The sequence below is a fragment of the Winogradskyella pelagia genome, assembly GCF_017581965.1.
GTDB lineage: Bacteria > Bacteroidota > Bacteroidia > Flavobacteriales > Flavobacteriaceae > Winogradskyella > Winogradskyella pelagia.
Window position 1 is genome coordinate 191,939 of sequence record NZ_JAGEVF010000002.1, and the last position, 17,580, is coordinate 209,518.

The window sequence follows — 17,580 nt, forward strand, 5'->3', positions numbered from 1 at the left end:
AACCAACATATTAAACAGGTTGTACTTTGTAGCAGGCTGCATGTTTGTCTTTGCCCTTGCCGTTGTTTTTAAGTTGTGTAGCATTCAATTTATTCAAGGAGAAACCTATAGAGCCTTAGCTGAAAAGAGAACTGTTAAGGATTTCGAGATTCCTGCAAATCGTGGTAATGTATATTCGGTTGATGGTAGTTTGCTCGCAACCTCAATACCAAAATACGATATCCGTATAGATGCCGTTCAACCCAAAGAGGCTGTTTTTAATAAATACATAGGTGCCTTAGCAGATTCTCTGGCCATATATCGCGGAAAGTCGTCGTCTTATTATAAAAATAGTATTAGAAAGGCAAGGAAGAATAAAAACAGGTACTTTCTTTTAGCGCGTAACATCAGTTATTCAGATTATATAAGACTTCGCAATTTTCCATTACTTAATCTAGGTGCTATAAAAGGAGGTCTTATTGTTGAGCAAACCACTCGTCGCGAACATCCTATGGGTGAAATTGCTGCACGGTCCATTGGTTATGAGCGCATTGATGAAAATAATTATGCTACCAGAGTTGGTATTGATGGCGCATTCGGACAGGAATATTTAAGTGGAAAAAATGGGAAGCGGCTAAAGCAGAAAATAGGAAACGGTCAGTGGAAGCCCATTGCAGATTTTGATCAAGTTGAGCCACAAGATGGCTATGATGTTTACACCACAATAGATGTAAATATTCAAGATATAGCACACCATTCTCTGTTGGGTCAGCTCGAAAAGTATGAGGCCGAACATGGATGCGTTGTCGTAATGGACGTTAAAACTGGCGAAATTAGAGCCATTTCCAACCTAGCAAGAACGTCTAAAGGTACTTATTATGAGCGCCTTAATTATGCTGTTGGAGAAAGTCATGAGCCAGGTTCCACCTTTAAAGTCATTGCTATGATGGCTGCTTTAGAGGATAAGGTCATTGATACATCTACCATTATTGACACCAAAAACGGTATTAAATATTTCTACGGCAGAACCATAAGCGATTCTCATCGTGGTGGCTACGGGAAGATTTCTGCAGCACGTACTTTAGAAGTGTCTTCAAATATTGGTCTAGCAACTATTGTTGATGATAACTATTCCGATAAACCTGCAAAATTTCTAGATAGGCTAAGCGATTGGCGATTAGACAAACCACTTGGGATTTCTATAATAGGTGAGGGTAAACCTATAATTCCTAAACCAGGAGATAAAATTTGGAGTAGAAATGCATTGCCTTCCATGGCATATGGCTACAACTTAAGTATGACGCCACTTCAGACCTTGGCCTTTTATAATGCTATTGCTAATAACGGCGAGCTGGTTAAGCCACGTTTTATTAAAGCAGTTAAATCCTTTGATAAGGATATTGAAGTCTTTGATAAAGAAGTATTAGTAGATCAAATATGCTCTGATGAAACCTTATCTAAAATAAGAGAGATACTTAAGAATATTGTAATTAGAGGTACTGGAAAAAGGATGTATTCCGAGACATTTTCTATGGCTGGGAAAACAGGAACAGCCAGAACCGATTATGCCAATTTTGAAGAATGGAAGAAAGACAAGAAATATATCTCTTCATTTGCAGGTTATTTTCCTGCTGATAATCCGAAGTATTCTTGCATCGTGGTTATACATAAGCCTAGTACAAAAGTGGGTTATTATGGTGCAGATGTTTCAGGTCCTGTTTTTAAAAGAATCGCTCAAAAAATATACATAGATACACCTATAATAGATTCGGTAGAGTCCATTCAGTTTCAAAATCAAATCGTAGAGAACGATTTTGAAGACTACTTTGACAAAGCGCAAAACTACAAGCAGCTCATGCCAGATGTAACTGGTATGCCGGCAATGGATGCCGTAGCCCTTTTAGAAAACCTTCAGGTAAATGTTAAGGTTAAACTTAACGGAAGTGGAGTTGTGAAAAGACAATCTGTTCAAATACATCAAAAACTTCAACCAAATCAAACTATAGAATTAGAGGCGTCATGAAGGTGTTAAAAGACATATTGTACAAGGTTAATATCAATGCAGTTGCTGGTAGCACTAATACGTTGATTAATAAGATTGAATTCGATTCTAGAAAAGTAGCCATAAATGATGTTTTTGTAGCCATATCAGGAGTGACCATGGATGGTCATCAATTCATTGAATCTGCAATTTCTAGTGGTGCTATTGTAATTATTTGTGAAACGCTTCCACAAATTCTAAAAGATGGTATAACCTATGTCGAAGTTTCAAGTGCAAATATGGCCTTGGCTTACATGGCCTCAAATTATTATGAGCATCCTTCAAAAAATTTAAAGCTTGTTGGAGTTACCGGAACAAATGGTAAGACAACCGTCACCAGTTTATTGTATCAGCTATTTAAAAAAGCAGGATTTAAGGTTGGGTTGTTGTCTACCGTAAAAATCATGGTAGATGATTCCGAATATAAGGCAACTCATACAACACCAGACTCGTTGACCATAAATAGATATCTCCAAAAGATGAATGACAAGGGCGTGGAATTTTGTTTTATGGAGGTGAGTTCTCATGGAATTCATCAAAGTCGCACTGACGGTCTGTCTTTTGCTGGTGGTATTTTTACCAATTTATCACATGACCATCTAGATTACCACAGCTCTTTTGCAGAATATAGAGATGTTAAGAAATCCTTTTTCGATGGCCTCACAAAAGATGCATTTGTACTATCAAATATTGATGACAAGAATGGCTTGGTGATGTTGCAAAATACAGTGGCCAAAAAATTCACATATGCTTTAAAGAATTATGCCGACTATAGAGCGCAGATTTTAGAGAATGATTTTGGTGGTCTACTGTTAAAGTTAAATGACCAAGAACTTTGGACGAAGCTTGTCGGAAACTTTAACGCCTATAATATCCTTGCCATATATGCTACTGCAGCGTTATTGGGGTTAAAAAATGAAGAAATTTTAAGGCTCATCAGCGAGCTCGAAAGTGTTAGTGGACGCTTTCAATATTTCATATCAGAAGACAGAATAACTGCCATTGTGGATTATGCTCATACGCCAGATGCCTTGAAAAATGTGCTAGAAACCATAAATAGTATAAGGACTAAAAATGAAGAACTCATAACCGTAGTTGGTTGTGGTGGTGACCGGGATAAGGCGAAGCGGCCAAAAATGGCGCACATTGCTTCAGCCTTGAGCACCAAGGTCATTTTTACAAGTGATAATCCTCGAAGTGAAGATCCAGATGATATCATTAAGGATATGGAAGTTGGCGTAGAGCCACTTAATTTCAAAAAGACCTTGTCAATTACAGATCGGAAACAAGCTATAAAAACAGCTTGTCAAATGGCACAAGCCAAGGATATTATTCTAATTGCAGGAAAAGGGCACGAGACTTATCAAGAGATTAATGGGGAGCGTTTGGATTTTGATGACTATAAAACGGTCTTAGAATGTTTAAAACAATTACAAAAATAGATGCTGTACTACTTATTTGAATATTTAGAACAACAATATCAGTTTCCTGGAGCTTCTCTTTTTGGTTACCTCACCTTTAGGGCAGCTGTAGCTATTATTTTGTCTTTATTGATTTCTACAATATTCGGTAAGCGCATCATAAGATTTCTGCAGAGAAAGCAGGTTGGCGAGACCATTAGGGATTTAGGTTTAGAAGGTCAAGTTGAGAAAGCAGGTACACCAACTATGGGAGGTATTATTATCATTCTAGCAACCCTAATTCCCGTATTGCTCCTAGCTAAGTTAGAAAACACATATATCATTTTACTTCTAGTTACAACCGTTTGGATGGGTACCATTGGTTTTATAGATGATTATATCAAAAAATTTAAAAACGATAAGGAAGGACTTAAAGGACGGTTTAAAGTTTTAGGTCAGATTGGTTTAGGAATTATAGTTGGGGCAACGCTCTTTTTTAGTGACGACGTAACGATAAAGGAAAAATTACCAGTTCAAGAACAACGAGCGCTTTTAGCTGAGAACCCAGATTTACCGGCTGCCAAATTATTTCAGCCCGAAGAAAAATCAACAAAAACAACAATTCCTTTTGTTAAAAAGAACGAGTTCGACTACGCTGTTCTAATTACTTGGATAAATCCAAAACTTAAGCCATACGCTTGGCTGGTTTTCATATTAGTCAGCATTTTTATTATAACTGCAGTTTCTAATGGTGCCAACCTTACAGATGGCATCGACGGTTTGGCCGCCGGTTCTTCAGCTATTATAGTCTTAACCCTTGGTATTTTCGCTTGGGTTTCTGGTAATATCATTTTCTCAGAATACCTCAATATTATGTATATCCCAAGGGTAGAGGAGATAACCATTTACATTACTGCCTTTGTAGGCGCTCTTATAGGTTTTCTTTGGTACAATGCCTATCCGGCTCAAGTTTTTATGGGAGATACGGGAAGTTTAACTATTGGCGGAATTATCGCAGTAATTGCCATAGCTGTTAGAAAAGAATGGCTAATTCCTGTATTGTGCGGCATCTTCTTAGCAGAAAATCTATCTGTTGTTATGCAGGTCAGTTATTTTAAATACACACGGAAAAAATATGGTGAGGGAAGACGCATTTTTAAAATGTCACCCTTACATCATCATTATCAAAAATCAGGATATCACGAAAGTAAAATAGTTACGAGGTTTTGGATTATTGGCATTTTGCTAGCCATTATTTCAATAGTGACGCTGAAGATAAGATAATGAAAAGGCTAGTTGTATTGGGCGGCGGAGAAAGTGGTGTTGGTGCGGCACGCTTAGGAAAAGAAAAAGGTTTCCAAGTATTTGTGTCAGACAAAAATACAATTGCAAAAGCGTATAAGGACGTTCTTTTAAATTATGAGATTGAATTTGAAGAGGAGAAGCATACGGCATCTAAAATTTTAAATGCAGATGTGGTGATGAAAAGCCCAGGCATACCAGAAACAGTGCCTTTGGTGAAACAAATAAGAGCTGCAGGTATTTCAATTATTTCCGAAATCGAACTAGCATCGCGATACACCGATGCAATGCTGATTGCCATCACAGGAAGCAATGGAAAAACAACAACGGCTAGTTTAACACATCATCTGTTGAAAACAGAACTTAGTGCTGGTTTGGCTGGTAATATTGGAGATAGTTTCGCCAAGCAAGTGCTGAATTTTAGTCATACCCATTATGTGCTTGAGGTCAGTAGTTTTCAGCTAGATGATATTGAGCGTTTTAAACCGCATATCGCAATATTGACCAATATAACTCCAGATCATCTCGATAGATACAACTATCAATTTGAAAATTATATCGCTTCAAAATTCAGAATAGTAGAGAATCAAACTTCAGATGACGTGTTTATTTATGATGCCGATGATGAAGTTATTTCAGATTGGATAAAAAATAATCCTATCCAATCTAGATTATTGCCTTTCTCGTTGACCAAAACCATTGAGCAAGGCGCATATTTTAAAAATAAAAACATAGTAATAACAATAGATAATAGCCAAATAATTATGCCTACAGAGAACTTAGCATTAGAGGGTAAACACAACATTAAAAATGCAATGGCAGCTTCTACAGTTGCCCATTTGTTAAAAATCAGGAAACAGACCATCCGAGAAAGTCTTGAGAATTTTCAGGGTGTAGAACATCGATTGGAGTATGTGCTTAAAATTAATAAAGTACAATACATCAATGACTCCAAGGCCACAAACGTTAATGCTACTTATTTCGCTTTAGAAAGCATGGACGCCCCAACCGTTTGGATTGTTGGAGGCGTAGATAAGGGTAATGATTATAAAGAGCTGTTTCCTTTTATAAATGAAAAAGTAAAAGCTATAATCTGCCTTGGGACAGATAATTCTAAATTATTTGAAGCTTTTGGCAATATGGTAGATATTATTGTAGAGACACAGTACATGAGTGAGGCTGTTAAGATAGCATACAAAGTGGCCGATGCTGGAGATAACGTGCTGCTTTCTCCTGCATGTGCAAGTTTTGATTTATTTGAGAATTACGAAGATAGAGGGCGGCAATTTAAAAATGCTGTAAGGAATTTATAATAAGGTTAAAGTAATAGGATAAGGCACTGTAATAATGAGCCAGGTATTTAAACAGATAAAAGGGGATAGGGCTATTTGGGCTATAGCAACTCTTTTGGCCATTTTTTCCTTTTTACCGGTTTATAGTGCGGCGAGTAATTTGGCGTATGTTGGAGGCACGGGTAACACATTTACTTTTTTTCTAAAACATTTTATGCACCTAGTTCTCGGTTTTGCCATTATGTTTGGAGTGCATAAGGTGCCTTATAAATATTTTAGGGGATTATCTATGATAATGATTCCCATTGTTCTTGTACTACTGGTAGTTACAATGCTTCAAGGCACAACAATAGAAGGTGCCAATGCAAGCCGATGGATACAGATACCAATTGTTAATATGTCTTTTCAAACTTCCACTTTGGCATCTGTGGTTCTTATGGTTTATGTAGCGCGATATCTGTCCAAAATTAAAGATAAGCAGGTTTCTTTCTCTGAAACTATTATTCCGTTATGGGTCCCTGTATTTTTTATTCTGGTATTGATTTTGCCTGCCAATTTTTCAACTACCGCTATCATTTTTACTATGGTAATGATGTTGACCTTTATTGGAGGATATCCTATTCGATATCTCTTAGTTGTTATTGGTACAGGCATTGCTGGCTTAGCACTGTTTGTTCTGGTGGCAAAGGCTTTTCCAGAAGCCATGCCAAACAGGATTGATACATGGATGAGCCGCATTGAGAATTTTGCTAATGGTGCAGATACAGAAGCAGATTACCAAATTGAAAAAGCTAAAATTGCGATTGCTTCTGGAGGCATACAAGGTGTAGGACCTGGTAAAAGTGTTCAAAAAAACTTTCTGCCACAATCCTCTTCTGATTTCATTTTCGCTATTATCATTGAAGAGTATGGTCTTGTTGGAGGTCTGTTTTTGTTGCTCTTGTATTCTTGGTTTTTATTTAGAATAGTCATTGTATCCCAAAAATCAGATACTATTTTCGGAAAATTACTGGTGTTAGGAGTTGGGCTGCCTATCGTGTTTCAGGCATTAATAAATATGGCAGTGGCTGTTGAGCTGTTTCCTGTAACTGGACAAACATTACCCTTAATAAGTAGTGGAGGAACGTCTATTTGGATGACGTGTTTAGCGGTTGGAATAATTTTAAGTGTAAGTGCAAAACGAGAGGAGCTAAGAAGTATAGAGAATAATATAAACAAAGAGGAAAACCCTTTAGATATTTTAAGTGAAACGATTTAATGGCTAATTATAAATTCATATTATCAGGGGGAGGAACAGGTGGACATATCTATCCTGCTATTGCTATTGCCGATGAATTGAAAGTACGTTATCCAGATGCAAAGTTTTTATTTGTAGGTGCTTCGGACAGAATGGAGATGGAAAAAGTGCCTCAGGCAGGCTATAAAATTGAAGGTTTATGGATTTCTGGGATACAGCGCAAGTTAAGTTTAAAGAATTTAGCCTTTCCATTTAAACTTCTCATGAGCCTTCTTCGCTCAAGAAAAATCGTAAAGTCCTTTCAGCCAGATGTTGTAATTGGTACAGGAGGATTTGCAAGTGGACCGTTGCTGCAAGTCGCAGCATCACATGATATTCCATGCCTTATCCAAGAACAAAATTCGTTCCCAGGAATCACCAATAAACTTTTGGCCAAAAAAGTAGATGTCGTTTGCGTGGCATACAGCGGCTTAGAAACTTATTTTCCCAAAGAAAAAATAAGGTTAACTGGCAATCCGGTTCGACAAGATTTATTAGGTGTGAAATCTAAAGAAATAGAGGCCAAAGATGAGTTTACCTTGGTTCATAAAAAGTACACGTTATTGGTTTTGGGTGGGTCTTTAGGAGCAAGACGCATAAATGAACTTATAGAGGCTAATTTAGATTTTTTTGAAGGCTTAAATATGCAGGTGATATGGCAGTGCGGAAAATTGTACTACCAACACTATAAGCGATACAATACCCAAAAGCACGTTCAGGTGTATGCCTTTCTTAATAAAATGAATTTGGCATATGCTGCCGCAGATATTATTATCTCGAGGGCTGGTGCTATTTCTGTATCAGAATTGTGTATTGTAGGAAAGCCAGTCATTTTTATTCCATCACCCAATGTGGCTGAAGATCATCAGACGAAAAATGCCGAGGCCATTGCCAATGAGGATGCGGCCATTTTAATTAAGGAGCAGGATTTAGATAATCAATTTAAGCCTGTGTTTTCGGAACTGGTTGGTAATGAAGAAAAACGAAAAACACTTGGAGATAAGATTAAGTCTTTGGCATTGGTAGACGCAACTAAGGACATAGTAAACGAAGTAGAAAAACTCTTAAATATAAGATGAAGGTTTTAGAGTCAAATAATGTGTATTTCATTGGTATAGGCGGCATAGGCATGAGTGCACTGGCGCGCTATTTTCATGCTAATGGTAAGCGTGTTGCCGGCTATGATAAAACACCTTCAGATATTACAGAAGATTTAAGTCAGCTCGGTATTGAAATCCATTTTGAGGATGCTCTAGACCAAATAAATGATACATTCTTGGATTCTAATCAAACCTTAGTCGTTTATACACCTGCGATACCAGAGTCTCATAAGCAATTGAATTATTTTAAGTCTAAAGGATTTACAGTTGTTAAACGCTCTTTCGTTTTAGGTGAAATTGCTAATCAAAGTACGTGTATTGCAGTGGCAGGCACTCACGGAAAAACAACCACTACAAGTATTTTAGGGCATTTATTATATGAATGTGATGTTCCAGTAACAGCGTTTTTTGGAGGAATCAGTGAAAATTATAATACCAATTTTATAAGTAAGGGAACAGACGTCACTGTCGTTGAGGCCGATGAATTCGATCGTTCTTTCCTAACCTTAAATCCAGATATTGCGTGTATTACTTCAATGGATGCCGATCACTTGGACATCTATGGTGATGCCGATCAATTAACAAGCACCTTTAGGGCCTTTTCTAAACAGATAAAGCAAGAAGGTGTTTTGTTTATAAATAATGGGTTGCCGCTCAAAGGTTTAACCTATGGTCTTGAAGACGATTCTGATTATCGTGCAGAACATATAAAAATAGTAGACGGTTCGTACATATTCGATTTCCGTACACCTAAGGGAACATATAAAAATTTTCAATTTAACCTACCTGGTAGACATAATTTGTCAAATGCAATAATAGCCTTGGCGATGGCTGTAACATATGGTTGCCCTCACCAGCAGCTCGCCAAGGGTTTAGCATCTTATAAAGGTGTAAAGCGCAGGTTTACGTATCATGTTAAAACTAATGATACAGTACTTATTGACGATTATGCGCACCATCCACAAGAAATTTCTGCTGTTTATAATGCACTAAGGGAAATGTATGGGGATAAGAAGTTGCTTGCTGTATTTCAGCCGCATCTCTTCTCGCGTACGCGCGATTTTATTGATGGGTTTGCCGAGAGCCTAACAAAATTTGATGAAATTATTTTACTAGACATCTATCCAGCGCGCGAGTTACCTATTGAAGGTGTATCGTCGGCATGGCTCCTCAATAAAATAAAAAACCCAAACAAGCAGCTGGTTAATAAATCAGAACTAGTTGCTGTTATTAAAGAAAGTAAAGCAGATATTATTCTAACTATAGGGGCAGGAGATATAGGCCAAGAAGTAAAAACCATTAAAAAAGCTTTAACCCTTGCAAATTAATTACGGTTATATAAAACTGATCATTTTGCTCCTGCTAGTTGGGTTTCTCTTTGCGTTTTCAAACATTAGAAATAATGCTAAAAAATTGGTGACTGCCCAGATAAAATTCTCAGGAGAGAATAAGCTCTTTATTACAGAAGATGCTGTTAGTAAATTGTTAATACAAAATCAACAGCCTGTTACGGAGCTTCCTAAAGAAATTATAGATTTGAACGAATTGGAAACCGCCCTAAATTCTAATCCAATGATAAAGAAAGCGCAAGTGTTTATGTCCGTAAACGGTGAGCTTTCTGCTGAGATTGAACAAAAACAGCCTATTGCTAGAGTTAGTACTAATGCGTCGTATTATATCGATGATGAGGGCTTTTATATGCCGTTGTCATCTAATTATTCAGCGAGAGTACCTCTTATTACTGGTAAAGTAGATAAAGAAAACCTCGATACGGTTTTTCAATTTGCCAAAACAGTTCATGAAGATGAGTTTCTAAGGAAGCATGTCATTGGGATACATCAAAACGATGATGATACCATTGACTTTAAAATACGTAAAAGCGATGTTTTGGTTCAATTAGGAGATTTGTCCAAACTGGAAAAGAAACTGAATAACTTTAAGGTGTTCTATCAGAAAGCATTGAAAGACAGTATTTTGAATAAATATAGAACTATAAATTTAAAATTTGACAAACAAGTCATATGCACCAAAAAATAAATTATGGAGAAGCATAACATCGCAGTTGGACTTGATATAGGAACCACAAAAATCGTGGCCATGATTGGCCGTAAAAACGAGTATGGCAAACTAGAAATCTTAGGTGTTGGCAAATCTAAAAGTATGGGCGTTCATCGAGGTGTGGTTAATAATATCACACAAACCATTCAGTCTATACAACAAGCCGTTCAGGAAGCAGAAGGTGCAGCTTCCGAAAAAATTGAAGAAGTCACTGTTGGTATAGCAGGGCAGCATATTCGTAGTTTACAACACAGCGATTATATTACTAGATCCAATTCAGAACTGGTTATTGATGAAGGTGATATTGACCGCTTGATTAATCAGGTACATAAATTAGTGATGCTTCCAGGCGAGGAGATTATTCATGTACTACCTCAAGAATTTAAGGTAGATGGGCAAGCAGAGGTTAAAGAACCGATTGGTATGTATGGTGGACGTTTAGAGGCTAATTTTCATGTAGTCGTTGGCCAAGTCTCTTCGATAAGAAATATTGGGCGTTGTGTAAAAAGCTCCGGTTTGCAATTAGAGGGTATTACCCTTGAGCCATTGGCTTCTGCAAATGCAGTACTTAGTCAAGAAGAAAAAGAAGCTGGAGTAGCTTTGATCGATATAGGTGGTGGTACCACAGATTTAGCTGTCTTTAAAGATGGTATAATTAGACATACCGCTGTAATTCCGTTTGGAGGTAATGTAATTACTGAAGATATCAAAGAAGGCTGCTCAATTATTGAAAAGCAAGCTGAGCTTTTGAAAATAAAATTTGGGTCGGCATGGCCAGGAGAGAATAAGGACAATGAGATTGTATCTATACCTGGATTACGAGGAAGAGAACCCAAAGAAATCACTTTAAAGAACTTATCAAAAATTATACATGCTAGAGTCGTAGAAATTGTAGAGCAGGTCTATGTAGAGATTAAAAACTACGGTCATGAAGAACAGAAAAAGAAACTCATTGCAGGTATCGTTTTAACAGGTGGTGGTAGTCAATTAAAGCATTTAAAGCAATTGGTAGAATACATCACAGGAATGGATACAAGAATTGGTTATCCAAATGAGCACCTTGCGGGTGATAGCGATGATGAAATAACAAGTCCGCTTTATGCCACAGCTGTCGGTTTGGTAATGGATGGTATAAAACGTCAAGAGCGCAGGGTTATGGAAGCAGAGGAAGTGGCTGCCTCAGAAGATATTAGTGCTGAAGAATCTGGTGCGGAGTTAAAAATCGAAGAACCTTTGAAAGAACGACGTTCGTTCTTAGACAAGTTGACGGAGCGTGTAAAAGACTTTTTAGACAATGCAGAGTAAGAAATTAATTAATTAGATCATATAAAATCCCATAATCATAAAAAGTATGAGTAATAGCAACGAATTTGGAAACATTTCTTTTGATATGCCCAAGCATCAATCCAATGTCATCAAAGTCATTGGTGTTGGAGGTGGAGGAAGCAATGCCATTAACCACATGTTTCAGCAAGGTATCAAGGGCGTTGATTTTGTCATTTGTAATACAGATGCACAAGCATTGCAAAGCAGTGGTGTTCCAAATAAAATTCAACTTGGCGTTAACTTAACCGAAGGACTTGGAGCTGGTGCAAATCCAGATGTAGGTGAACAATCTGCTGTAGAGAGCTTGGAAGACATTAGGCGCATGTTGGATACCAATACAAAAATGGTCTTTATAACTGCAGGAATGGGTGGCGGAACCGGTACTGGAGCCGCTCCTATAATCGCTAAAATGGCTAAAGAATTAGACATTCTTACCGTTGGTATTGTTACGATTCCATTTCAATTCGAAGGAAAAATGCGTAACGAACAGGCGCAAAAGGGTATTGAAAAACTGCGTCAACACGTAGACTCCTTAATTGTAATTAACAACAATAAGTTACGTGAGGTTTATGGTAATTTAGGCTTTAAGGCAGGCTTTTCTAAAGCTGATGAGGTGTTAGCTACAGCCTCGAGAGGGATTGCAGAAGTTATTACGCATCACTATACACAAAATATCGATTTACGTGATGCTAAAACGGTATTGAGCAATAGTGGTACGGCAATTATGGGGTCAGCAACGGCTTCTGGTCAAACACGTGCACAAGAAGCTATAATGAAAGCTTTAGATTCACCATTACTAAACGATAACAAAATTACGGGTGCTAAAAATGTGTTGTTACTAATAGTGTCAGGGTCTCAAGAAATTACCATTGATGAAATAGGTGAGATCAACGATCATATACAAAACGAAGCTGGTCATGGTGCTAATATAATTATGGGTGTGGGTGAAGATGAATCTCTTGAAGAGTCTATTGCAGTGACCATTATTGCAACGGGCTTTAATCTAGATCAGCAGAATGAAATTACTAATACTGAGACTAAGAAAGTAATTCATGCTTTAGAAGAGTCAGTTGAACATGAGGTCAGTACGCAAGAGCGCGATCCGGCTATAATAACACCAGACATTGTTTTGGAGCAAGAAAAAGAAGCTGTGGTTAGACACACTCTAGAAGATGTGGAAGATGCATCACTAGCTGATACAGATAGCAATGGTATGGATTTGATTCCTACAACAGAACTGATTAAAAACATGGACATTACCTATGAGGAAGTACTAGATCAAAGTCCTGTTGACTTACATTCCGAAGAGGAAGAGTTTATTATCACACCTATAGAAAATAAAGCAGAATCCATTGACATTGAAAATGAGGAAGACCAATTTACATTAACATTTGATTTGCCTTTGTCGCAAAAACAACCAGAAGACATTGAAGAGCCAGAAGAGAAGGAAGAGCAGATGTTCTTTAGTTTGGACGAGGATGTAAAGGATATGAATGTCAATGAACCTATTGAAATAATTTCTGTAACAGAAGTTAACGAAGAAGGGGAAAAGCGTTATGCATTAGACGATTTTGAAACCTTTGAGTCTTCAATGAATGTTACCAATGCTAAAACTGAAGTTAAAGAAGAAATAGTCTTTGAGAAGAAAATAGTGCCAGTTGAAGAAGGAGCGGAACCGCTAGAAGAAGAAATAGATCCAATGAATAGTCCTATTTCTGAATTGATCAAGGCCCGAGCTAATGAGCGCAGAAAGCATATGAAAGACTTTAATTATAAGTTTAATTCGGCTAAAATAGATGAAATAGAAAAAGAGCCTGCTTACAAGAGACAGGGTGTTAACTTAGAAGATGCACAACATTCTTCTGAAACAAATGCTTCAAGATTATCCGTCGGTACAGATGATAACGACGACATTCAATTGAGAAGTAACAATTCATTTTTACACGACAACGTAGATTAATAGCAAGTTTAAGTTAAGTGTTTAATACACCATGTCTAGCCCAAAAAGTCCCTCCAACTTTTTGGGCTTTTTGTTTTATCAAATAGCTTATAAAGCTAAAAACCCCTAGTTTTTTGTATCTTTGCAATCCAAAATCAAAGAAGAGAAACATGAGTTTGCAGACTGAAGTAATGGCGGCCCTTAAAACTGCTATGAAAGAAAAAGACCAAGTGGCACTTGAAGCATTAAGAGCAGTAAAATCGGCTATTTTGTTGGCACAAACAGCATCTGGATCTAAAGCTGAATTATCAGAAGAGGAAGAGTTAAAGATTCTCCAAAAATTGGTTAAACAGCGTAAAGACAGTGCTGCTATATATTTAGAGCAAGATAGAAAGGACTTGGCACTTCCAGAACTAGACCAAGCAGAAGTAATAAGCCAGTTTTTACCTGAGGCGCTAACTGAGGAGGAAATTGAAAAGGTAGTTGTAATGACAATTGACGATATAGGAGCCCAAGGCATGAAGGATATGGGGAAGGTTATGGGTATAGTTAATAAAGAATTAGCGGGTAGAGCAGATGGTAAAACCATTTCTACTATAGTAAAAGCCAAGTTAATGGCTTAATAATTATTGGCCACGTAGCTCAGCTGAATAGAGCACTGGATTTCGGCTCCAGCGGTCGTAGGTTTGAATCCTACCGTGGTCACAAATAAATACTTCAATTAGAAAAAACGCAAAGCTAGCTTTAGCGTTTTTTTGTTTGAAGTATTTTCAAAGCGGCACGCTTTGGGATATGCAATCCCATATTTAGTATAATGAACATATTAGTCTTGGAAGTGCCCAAGCTTGTTTGAGCGTTTTTTTGCTTGAAGAATATTCAATACAAACAAAAGGTCAATCCGGAGCAATCTATGGCAGTATTCGTATTTTAAAAATAGAACGCGTTAGATTTGTCTTATGAGACGTTAAAAATCTCCCGATGTTTATTTTAACTAAATCTATTGAATACCAATTTAACTATAAGGAAAACCTTCAAAATAAAACGTATTTTTAGGCAATTAAAAGTCCACGATAAATGAAACGAATTTTAGTAACTGGAGGTGCAGGTTTTGTAGGCTCCCATCTTTGTGAGCGCTTATTAAAGGAAGGCAATGAAGTGATTTGCTTAGATAATTACTTTACAGGCTCCAAAAGAAATATTGAGCACCTCATGGACCATCATTTTTTCGAATTGGTGCGCCATGATATCATTAACCCCTACATGGTTGAGGTAGATGAAATTTATAATTTAGCCTGTCCTGCTTCTCCAATTCATTACCAATATAATCCCATTAAAACAGTGAAAACGTCTGTTATGGGTGCTATAAATATGCTAGGATTGGCAAAACGCGTCGGTGCAAAAATCCTTCAAGCGTCTACGAGTGAGGTTTATGGCAATCCTTCTGTGCACCCACAACCAGAGAGTTACTGGGGCAATGTAAATCCTATAGGGTTACGGTCGTGTTACGATGAAGGAAAGCGCTGTGCAGAGACACTATTTATGGATTACCACAATCAGAATAAGGTTAACATAAAGATTATAAGAATCTTTAATACCTATGGTCCTCGGATGCACCCTCAAGATGGTCGTGTGGTTTCTAATTTTATAGTACAGGCTCTAAAAGGTAAGGATATTACCATTTTTGGAGATGGCACCCAGACACGTAGTTTTCAATATGTCGATGATTTAATTGAAGGGATGACACGCATGATGAATTCAAGAGATGGTTTCATTGGACCTGTTAATATAGGAAACCCAGATGAATTCACCATGTTAGAACTAGCTGAGTTGGTATTAGAACTGACTAACTCTAGTTCAAAGATTATTCATTTGCCACTACCTCAGGATGACCCTTTACAACGCCAACCAGATATTAGCTTAGCTAAAAAAGAGCTCAATGGATGGAAACCAACTATTAATTTAAGAACTGGCCTTGCAAGCACCATATCCTATTTTGATGAGTTACTTAAAATAGAAAATTATTAAGTAATCAACGATGTGACATAAAAAAAGCCCCGAAATCTCGAGGCTTTTATTATATGTTATAAGTTGATTTTTTATAATGCAAAGACCAACTGTAAGTGTGTTTGGAAATGGTTATTGTCAAAACCACTCTCCTTATGATCAAATGCAAATTTTGCTATTGTTTGTAAGCGCAGTCCTAAGGTTTGTCTGCGGTTGAGCCAAACCTGAACACCACCTCCTAAATTACCTGAGATATTGGTTTCATCTACAGTGAAAAAACCAACACCAGCATTTGCGTATAAATCGAGCCATTCCCATTTAGGAAAGATATGTTTTCCGAAATAGTATTTGGCGTGCGTATCAAAAGACATATAGGTGTAATCTTCAGTCAGGGTTGCACCATCTATTAAATCACCTTCTTTAAATTTATTCACTGTAAATGCCTGCTCAATAGAAAAGCCTGAGGTCCATCCTAACTCTATAGCCGCTGAAAAAGGTATTCCATTGGCCCAATCACCAATGCCTCCGAACGGAGATTGAGTTCCTTGGCTATTAATAGCGTTTAAACCAACACTGGCAAACCATTCTTTATCGTTACGTTGACTAAAAGCGCTTAGAGTTATGCAAATCAGTAAAGTAGATAGCAGTAGTTTTTTCATAAAACAACATTTATAAGTTTCAAAGTTAAACTTTATGATATATAAAACAAATCCTTCATCGAATAAAACTGAAAAAAAAGTACTTAGTGCGGAGGTTTATTATGTATAATTTGGCGTCTTAGTGTAAAGATAATTCGTTTCCTGTCTGCCCATAGGCTCTTGCGATAGTCCTTTTTAGTCAAGAAAAATCCAATTCTTCTACCAATCAGTTTCAAATAATTCATCGTGTAAATTATTCGACGTCTAAGACGGTCAAAGGAGGTGTGTTCTAATCGAAAGTTAAAGTATTTTTTTTGAAAATAAGATAATCTTGAATTGGCGTATAGGCTCTGATTGAACAATTCATTATGATAGCTCAAAAATGAGGCTATGTTTCTATTGTTGAGGTTTGAATTGCTAAATTTTGTAGTTAATCGAGCTGTTATCAATAAGTGATCATAAACAGTTCTAAAGCCAATGGCCTTAAACTGAAATCCGTAATCACTGATTTGAAAATTTAAGATATTATGTAGTAATACATGATGTTTGTTCGGCAACCAAGCCCCATCGACTAACTGTTTTTGAGAAAGTAAATTATGAGGGCTTAATGCTTTATGCTCGTAATCCATAAAAACCTTTCTGTGAAGCTCAACGGCAGCTATAAATACATCTGTCTTAAGGCGTGGAAGATGTTTGTGCTCTACGTATTTCTCTCCAAAAGTTGTGTCAATAGGAACGTAGTCTTGTTGCTCTAACAACCTAAAAGCTTCGGTAAGTTGTGATTGCTCTACCAAGATATCAATATCACCAATCATACGTTCACCAATATCCTCGTATACGTTAGCCATTAATAAAGCAGTTCCTTTTAACAGAACATAATTGATGTTATGTTCTGTAAATAGCTCAATAATATGCAGAGTCTGTAATTTAATCGCTTCATTTCTGTTGCGATTAATACTGGTGAGCTCTTGGAGATAGGATTCTAATTCTTCTGGTAAACAGTGCAGTAACTGCTTTCGTTTTAGGCTGCAGTACATTGCTGGTAAAACCAAATGCTTACTACCCTCAACCACTATAGCATCCCAATCAAAATCGGGCTGTCGCAGTAAGGCTTCTAACTCTGATTGAGAGGTGTCTAAATTCAGAATATGAGCAATTGCGCGGTATGTTTTTAAACGGTTAGCCATAGTAATTAACTGGTCCTAAGGTAACACAATTCATTGAC

The 17,580-nt window shown here is 37.2% G+C and carries 14 protein-coding genes and 1 tRNA gene; 13 read left to right on the forward strand and 2 right to left on the reverse strand.

Going from position 1 to position 17,580, the window contains the following annotated elements; all coding sequences use genetic code 11:
* Positions 1-40 precede the first annotated feature (40 nt).
* From J4050_RS03265 to J4050_RS03325, 13 genes are all read left to right on the forward strand, one after another.
* The gene (locus tag J4050_RS03265) at positions 41-2,002 is read left to right on the forward strand and encodes a PASTA domain-containing penicillin-binding protein (RefSeq protein WP_208152749.1); all 1,962 of its coding nucleotides are present in this window, start codon (positions 41-43) and stop codon (positions 2,000-2,002) included.
* Entirely contained in the window at positions 1,999-3,462 is a 1,464-nt protein-coding gene (locus J4050_RS03270) for a UDP-N-acetylmuramoyl-L-alanyl-D-glutamate--2,6-diaminopimelate ligase (RefSeq protein WP_208152524.1), read from the forward strand. The genes J4050_RS03265 and J4050_RS03270 overlap by 4 nt, the downstream gene beginning before the upstream one ends.
* Positions 3,463-4,704: a phospho-N-acetylmuramoyl-pentapeptide-transferase gene (gene mraY, locus J4050_RS03275; RefSeq protein WP_208152525.1), complete on the forward strand. Its 1,242-nt coding sequence runs from the start codon at positions 3,463-3,465 to the stop codon at positions 4,702-4,704.
* Positions 4,704-6,035, forward strand: a complete 1,332-nt coding sequence (gene murD / locus J4050_RS03280) for a UDP-N-acetylmuramoyl-L-alanine--D-glutamate ligase (protein ID WP_208152526.1) — start codon at positions 4,704-4,706, stop codon at positions 6,033-6,035. The genes mraY and murD overlap by 1 nt, the downstream gene beginning before the upstream one ends.
* Before the next feature lie 34 nt (positions 6,036-6,069).
* Positions 6,070-7,272 carry an FtsW/RodA/SpoVE family cell cycle protein gene (locus J4050_RS03285; RefSeq protein ID WP_208152527.1) on the forward strand — a complete coding sequence of 401 codons (1,203 nt, stop codon included), beginning with the start codon at positions 6,070-6,072 and terminating at the stop codon, positions 7,270-7,272.
* Entirely contained in the window at positions 7,272-8,369 is a 1,098-nt protein-coding gene (gene murG / locus J4050_RS03290; protein ID WP_208152528.1) for an undecaprenyldiphospho-muramoylpentapeptide beta-N-acetylglucosaminyltransferase, read from the forward strand. The genes J4050_RS03285 and murG overlap by 1 nt, the downstream gene beginning before the upstream one ends.
* Entirely contained in the window at positions 8,366-9,718 is a 1,353-nt protein-coding gene (gene murC / locus J4050_RS03295; protein ID WP_208152529.1) for a UDP-N-acetylmuramate--L-alanine ligase, read from the forward strand. Before murG ends, murC begins: the two co-directional genes overlap by 4 nt.
* A 25-nt stretch (positions 9,719-9,743) precedes the next feature.
* The gene (locus tag J4050_RS03300) at positions 9,744-10,427 is read left to right on the forward strand and encodes a cell division protein FtsQ/DivIB (RefSeq protein WP_243878535.1); all 684 of its coding nucleotides are present in this window, start codon (positions 9,744-9,746) and stop codon (positions 10,425-10,427) included.
* Between the two features lie 3 nt (positions 10,428-10,430).
* Positions 10,431-11,753, forward strand: coding sequence for a cell division protein FtsA (gene ftsA, locus J4050_RS03305; RefSeq protein WP_208152531.1), 1,323 nt, complete (start codon positions 10,431-10,433; stop codon positions 11,751-11,753).
* Between the two features lie 46 nt (positions 11,754-11,799).
* Complete coding sequence (gene ftsZ / locus J4050_RS03310) at positions 11,800-13,734, forward strand: cell division protein FtsZ (RefSeq protein ID WP_208152532.1); 1,935 nt, start codon at positions 11,800-11,802, stop codon at positions 13,732-13,734.
* A gap of 149 nt (positions 13,735-13,883) precedes the next feature.
* Positions 13,884-14,336: a GatB/YqeY domain-containing protein gene (locus tag J4050_RS03315; protein WP_208152533.1), complete on the forward strand. Its 453-nt coding sequence runs from the start codon at positions 13,884-13,886 to the stop codon at positions 14,334-14,336.
* An 8-nt stretch (positions 14,337-14,344) separates the two neighbouring features.
* Positions 14,345-14,418: transfer RNA gene (locus J4050_RS03320), tRNA-Arg, on the forward strand.
* Between the two features lie 369 nt (positions 14,419-14,787).
* Positions 14,788-15,738 (forward strand): UDP-glucuronic acid decarboxylase family protein, encoded by a 951-nt coding sequence (locus tag J4050_RS03325; protein WP_208152534.1) that lies wholly within the window; start codon positions 14,788-14,790, stop codon positions 15,736-15,738.
* Between the two features lie 71 nt (positions 15,739-15,809).
* On the opposite strand, the gene J4050_RS03330 is transcribed toward J4050_RS03325, so the two are convergent.
* Positions 15,810-16,376, reverse strand: a complete 567-nt coding sequence (locus tag J4050_RS03330; protein ID WP_208152535.1) for a hypothetical protein — start codon at positions 16,374-16,376, stop codon at positions 15,810-15,812.
* Between the two features lie 83 nt (positions 16,377-16,459).
* Positions 16,460-17,542, reverse strand: a complete 1,083-nt coding sequence (locus tag J4050_RS03335; protein ID WP_208152536.1) for a nucleotidyltransferase family protein — start codon at positions 17,540-17,542, stop codon at positions 16,460-16,462.
* Positions 17,543-17,580 lie beyond the last annotated feature (38 nt).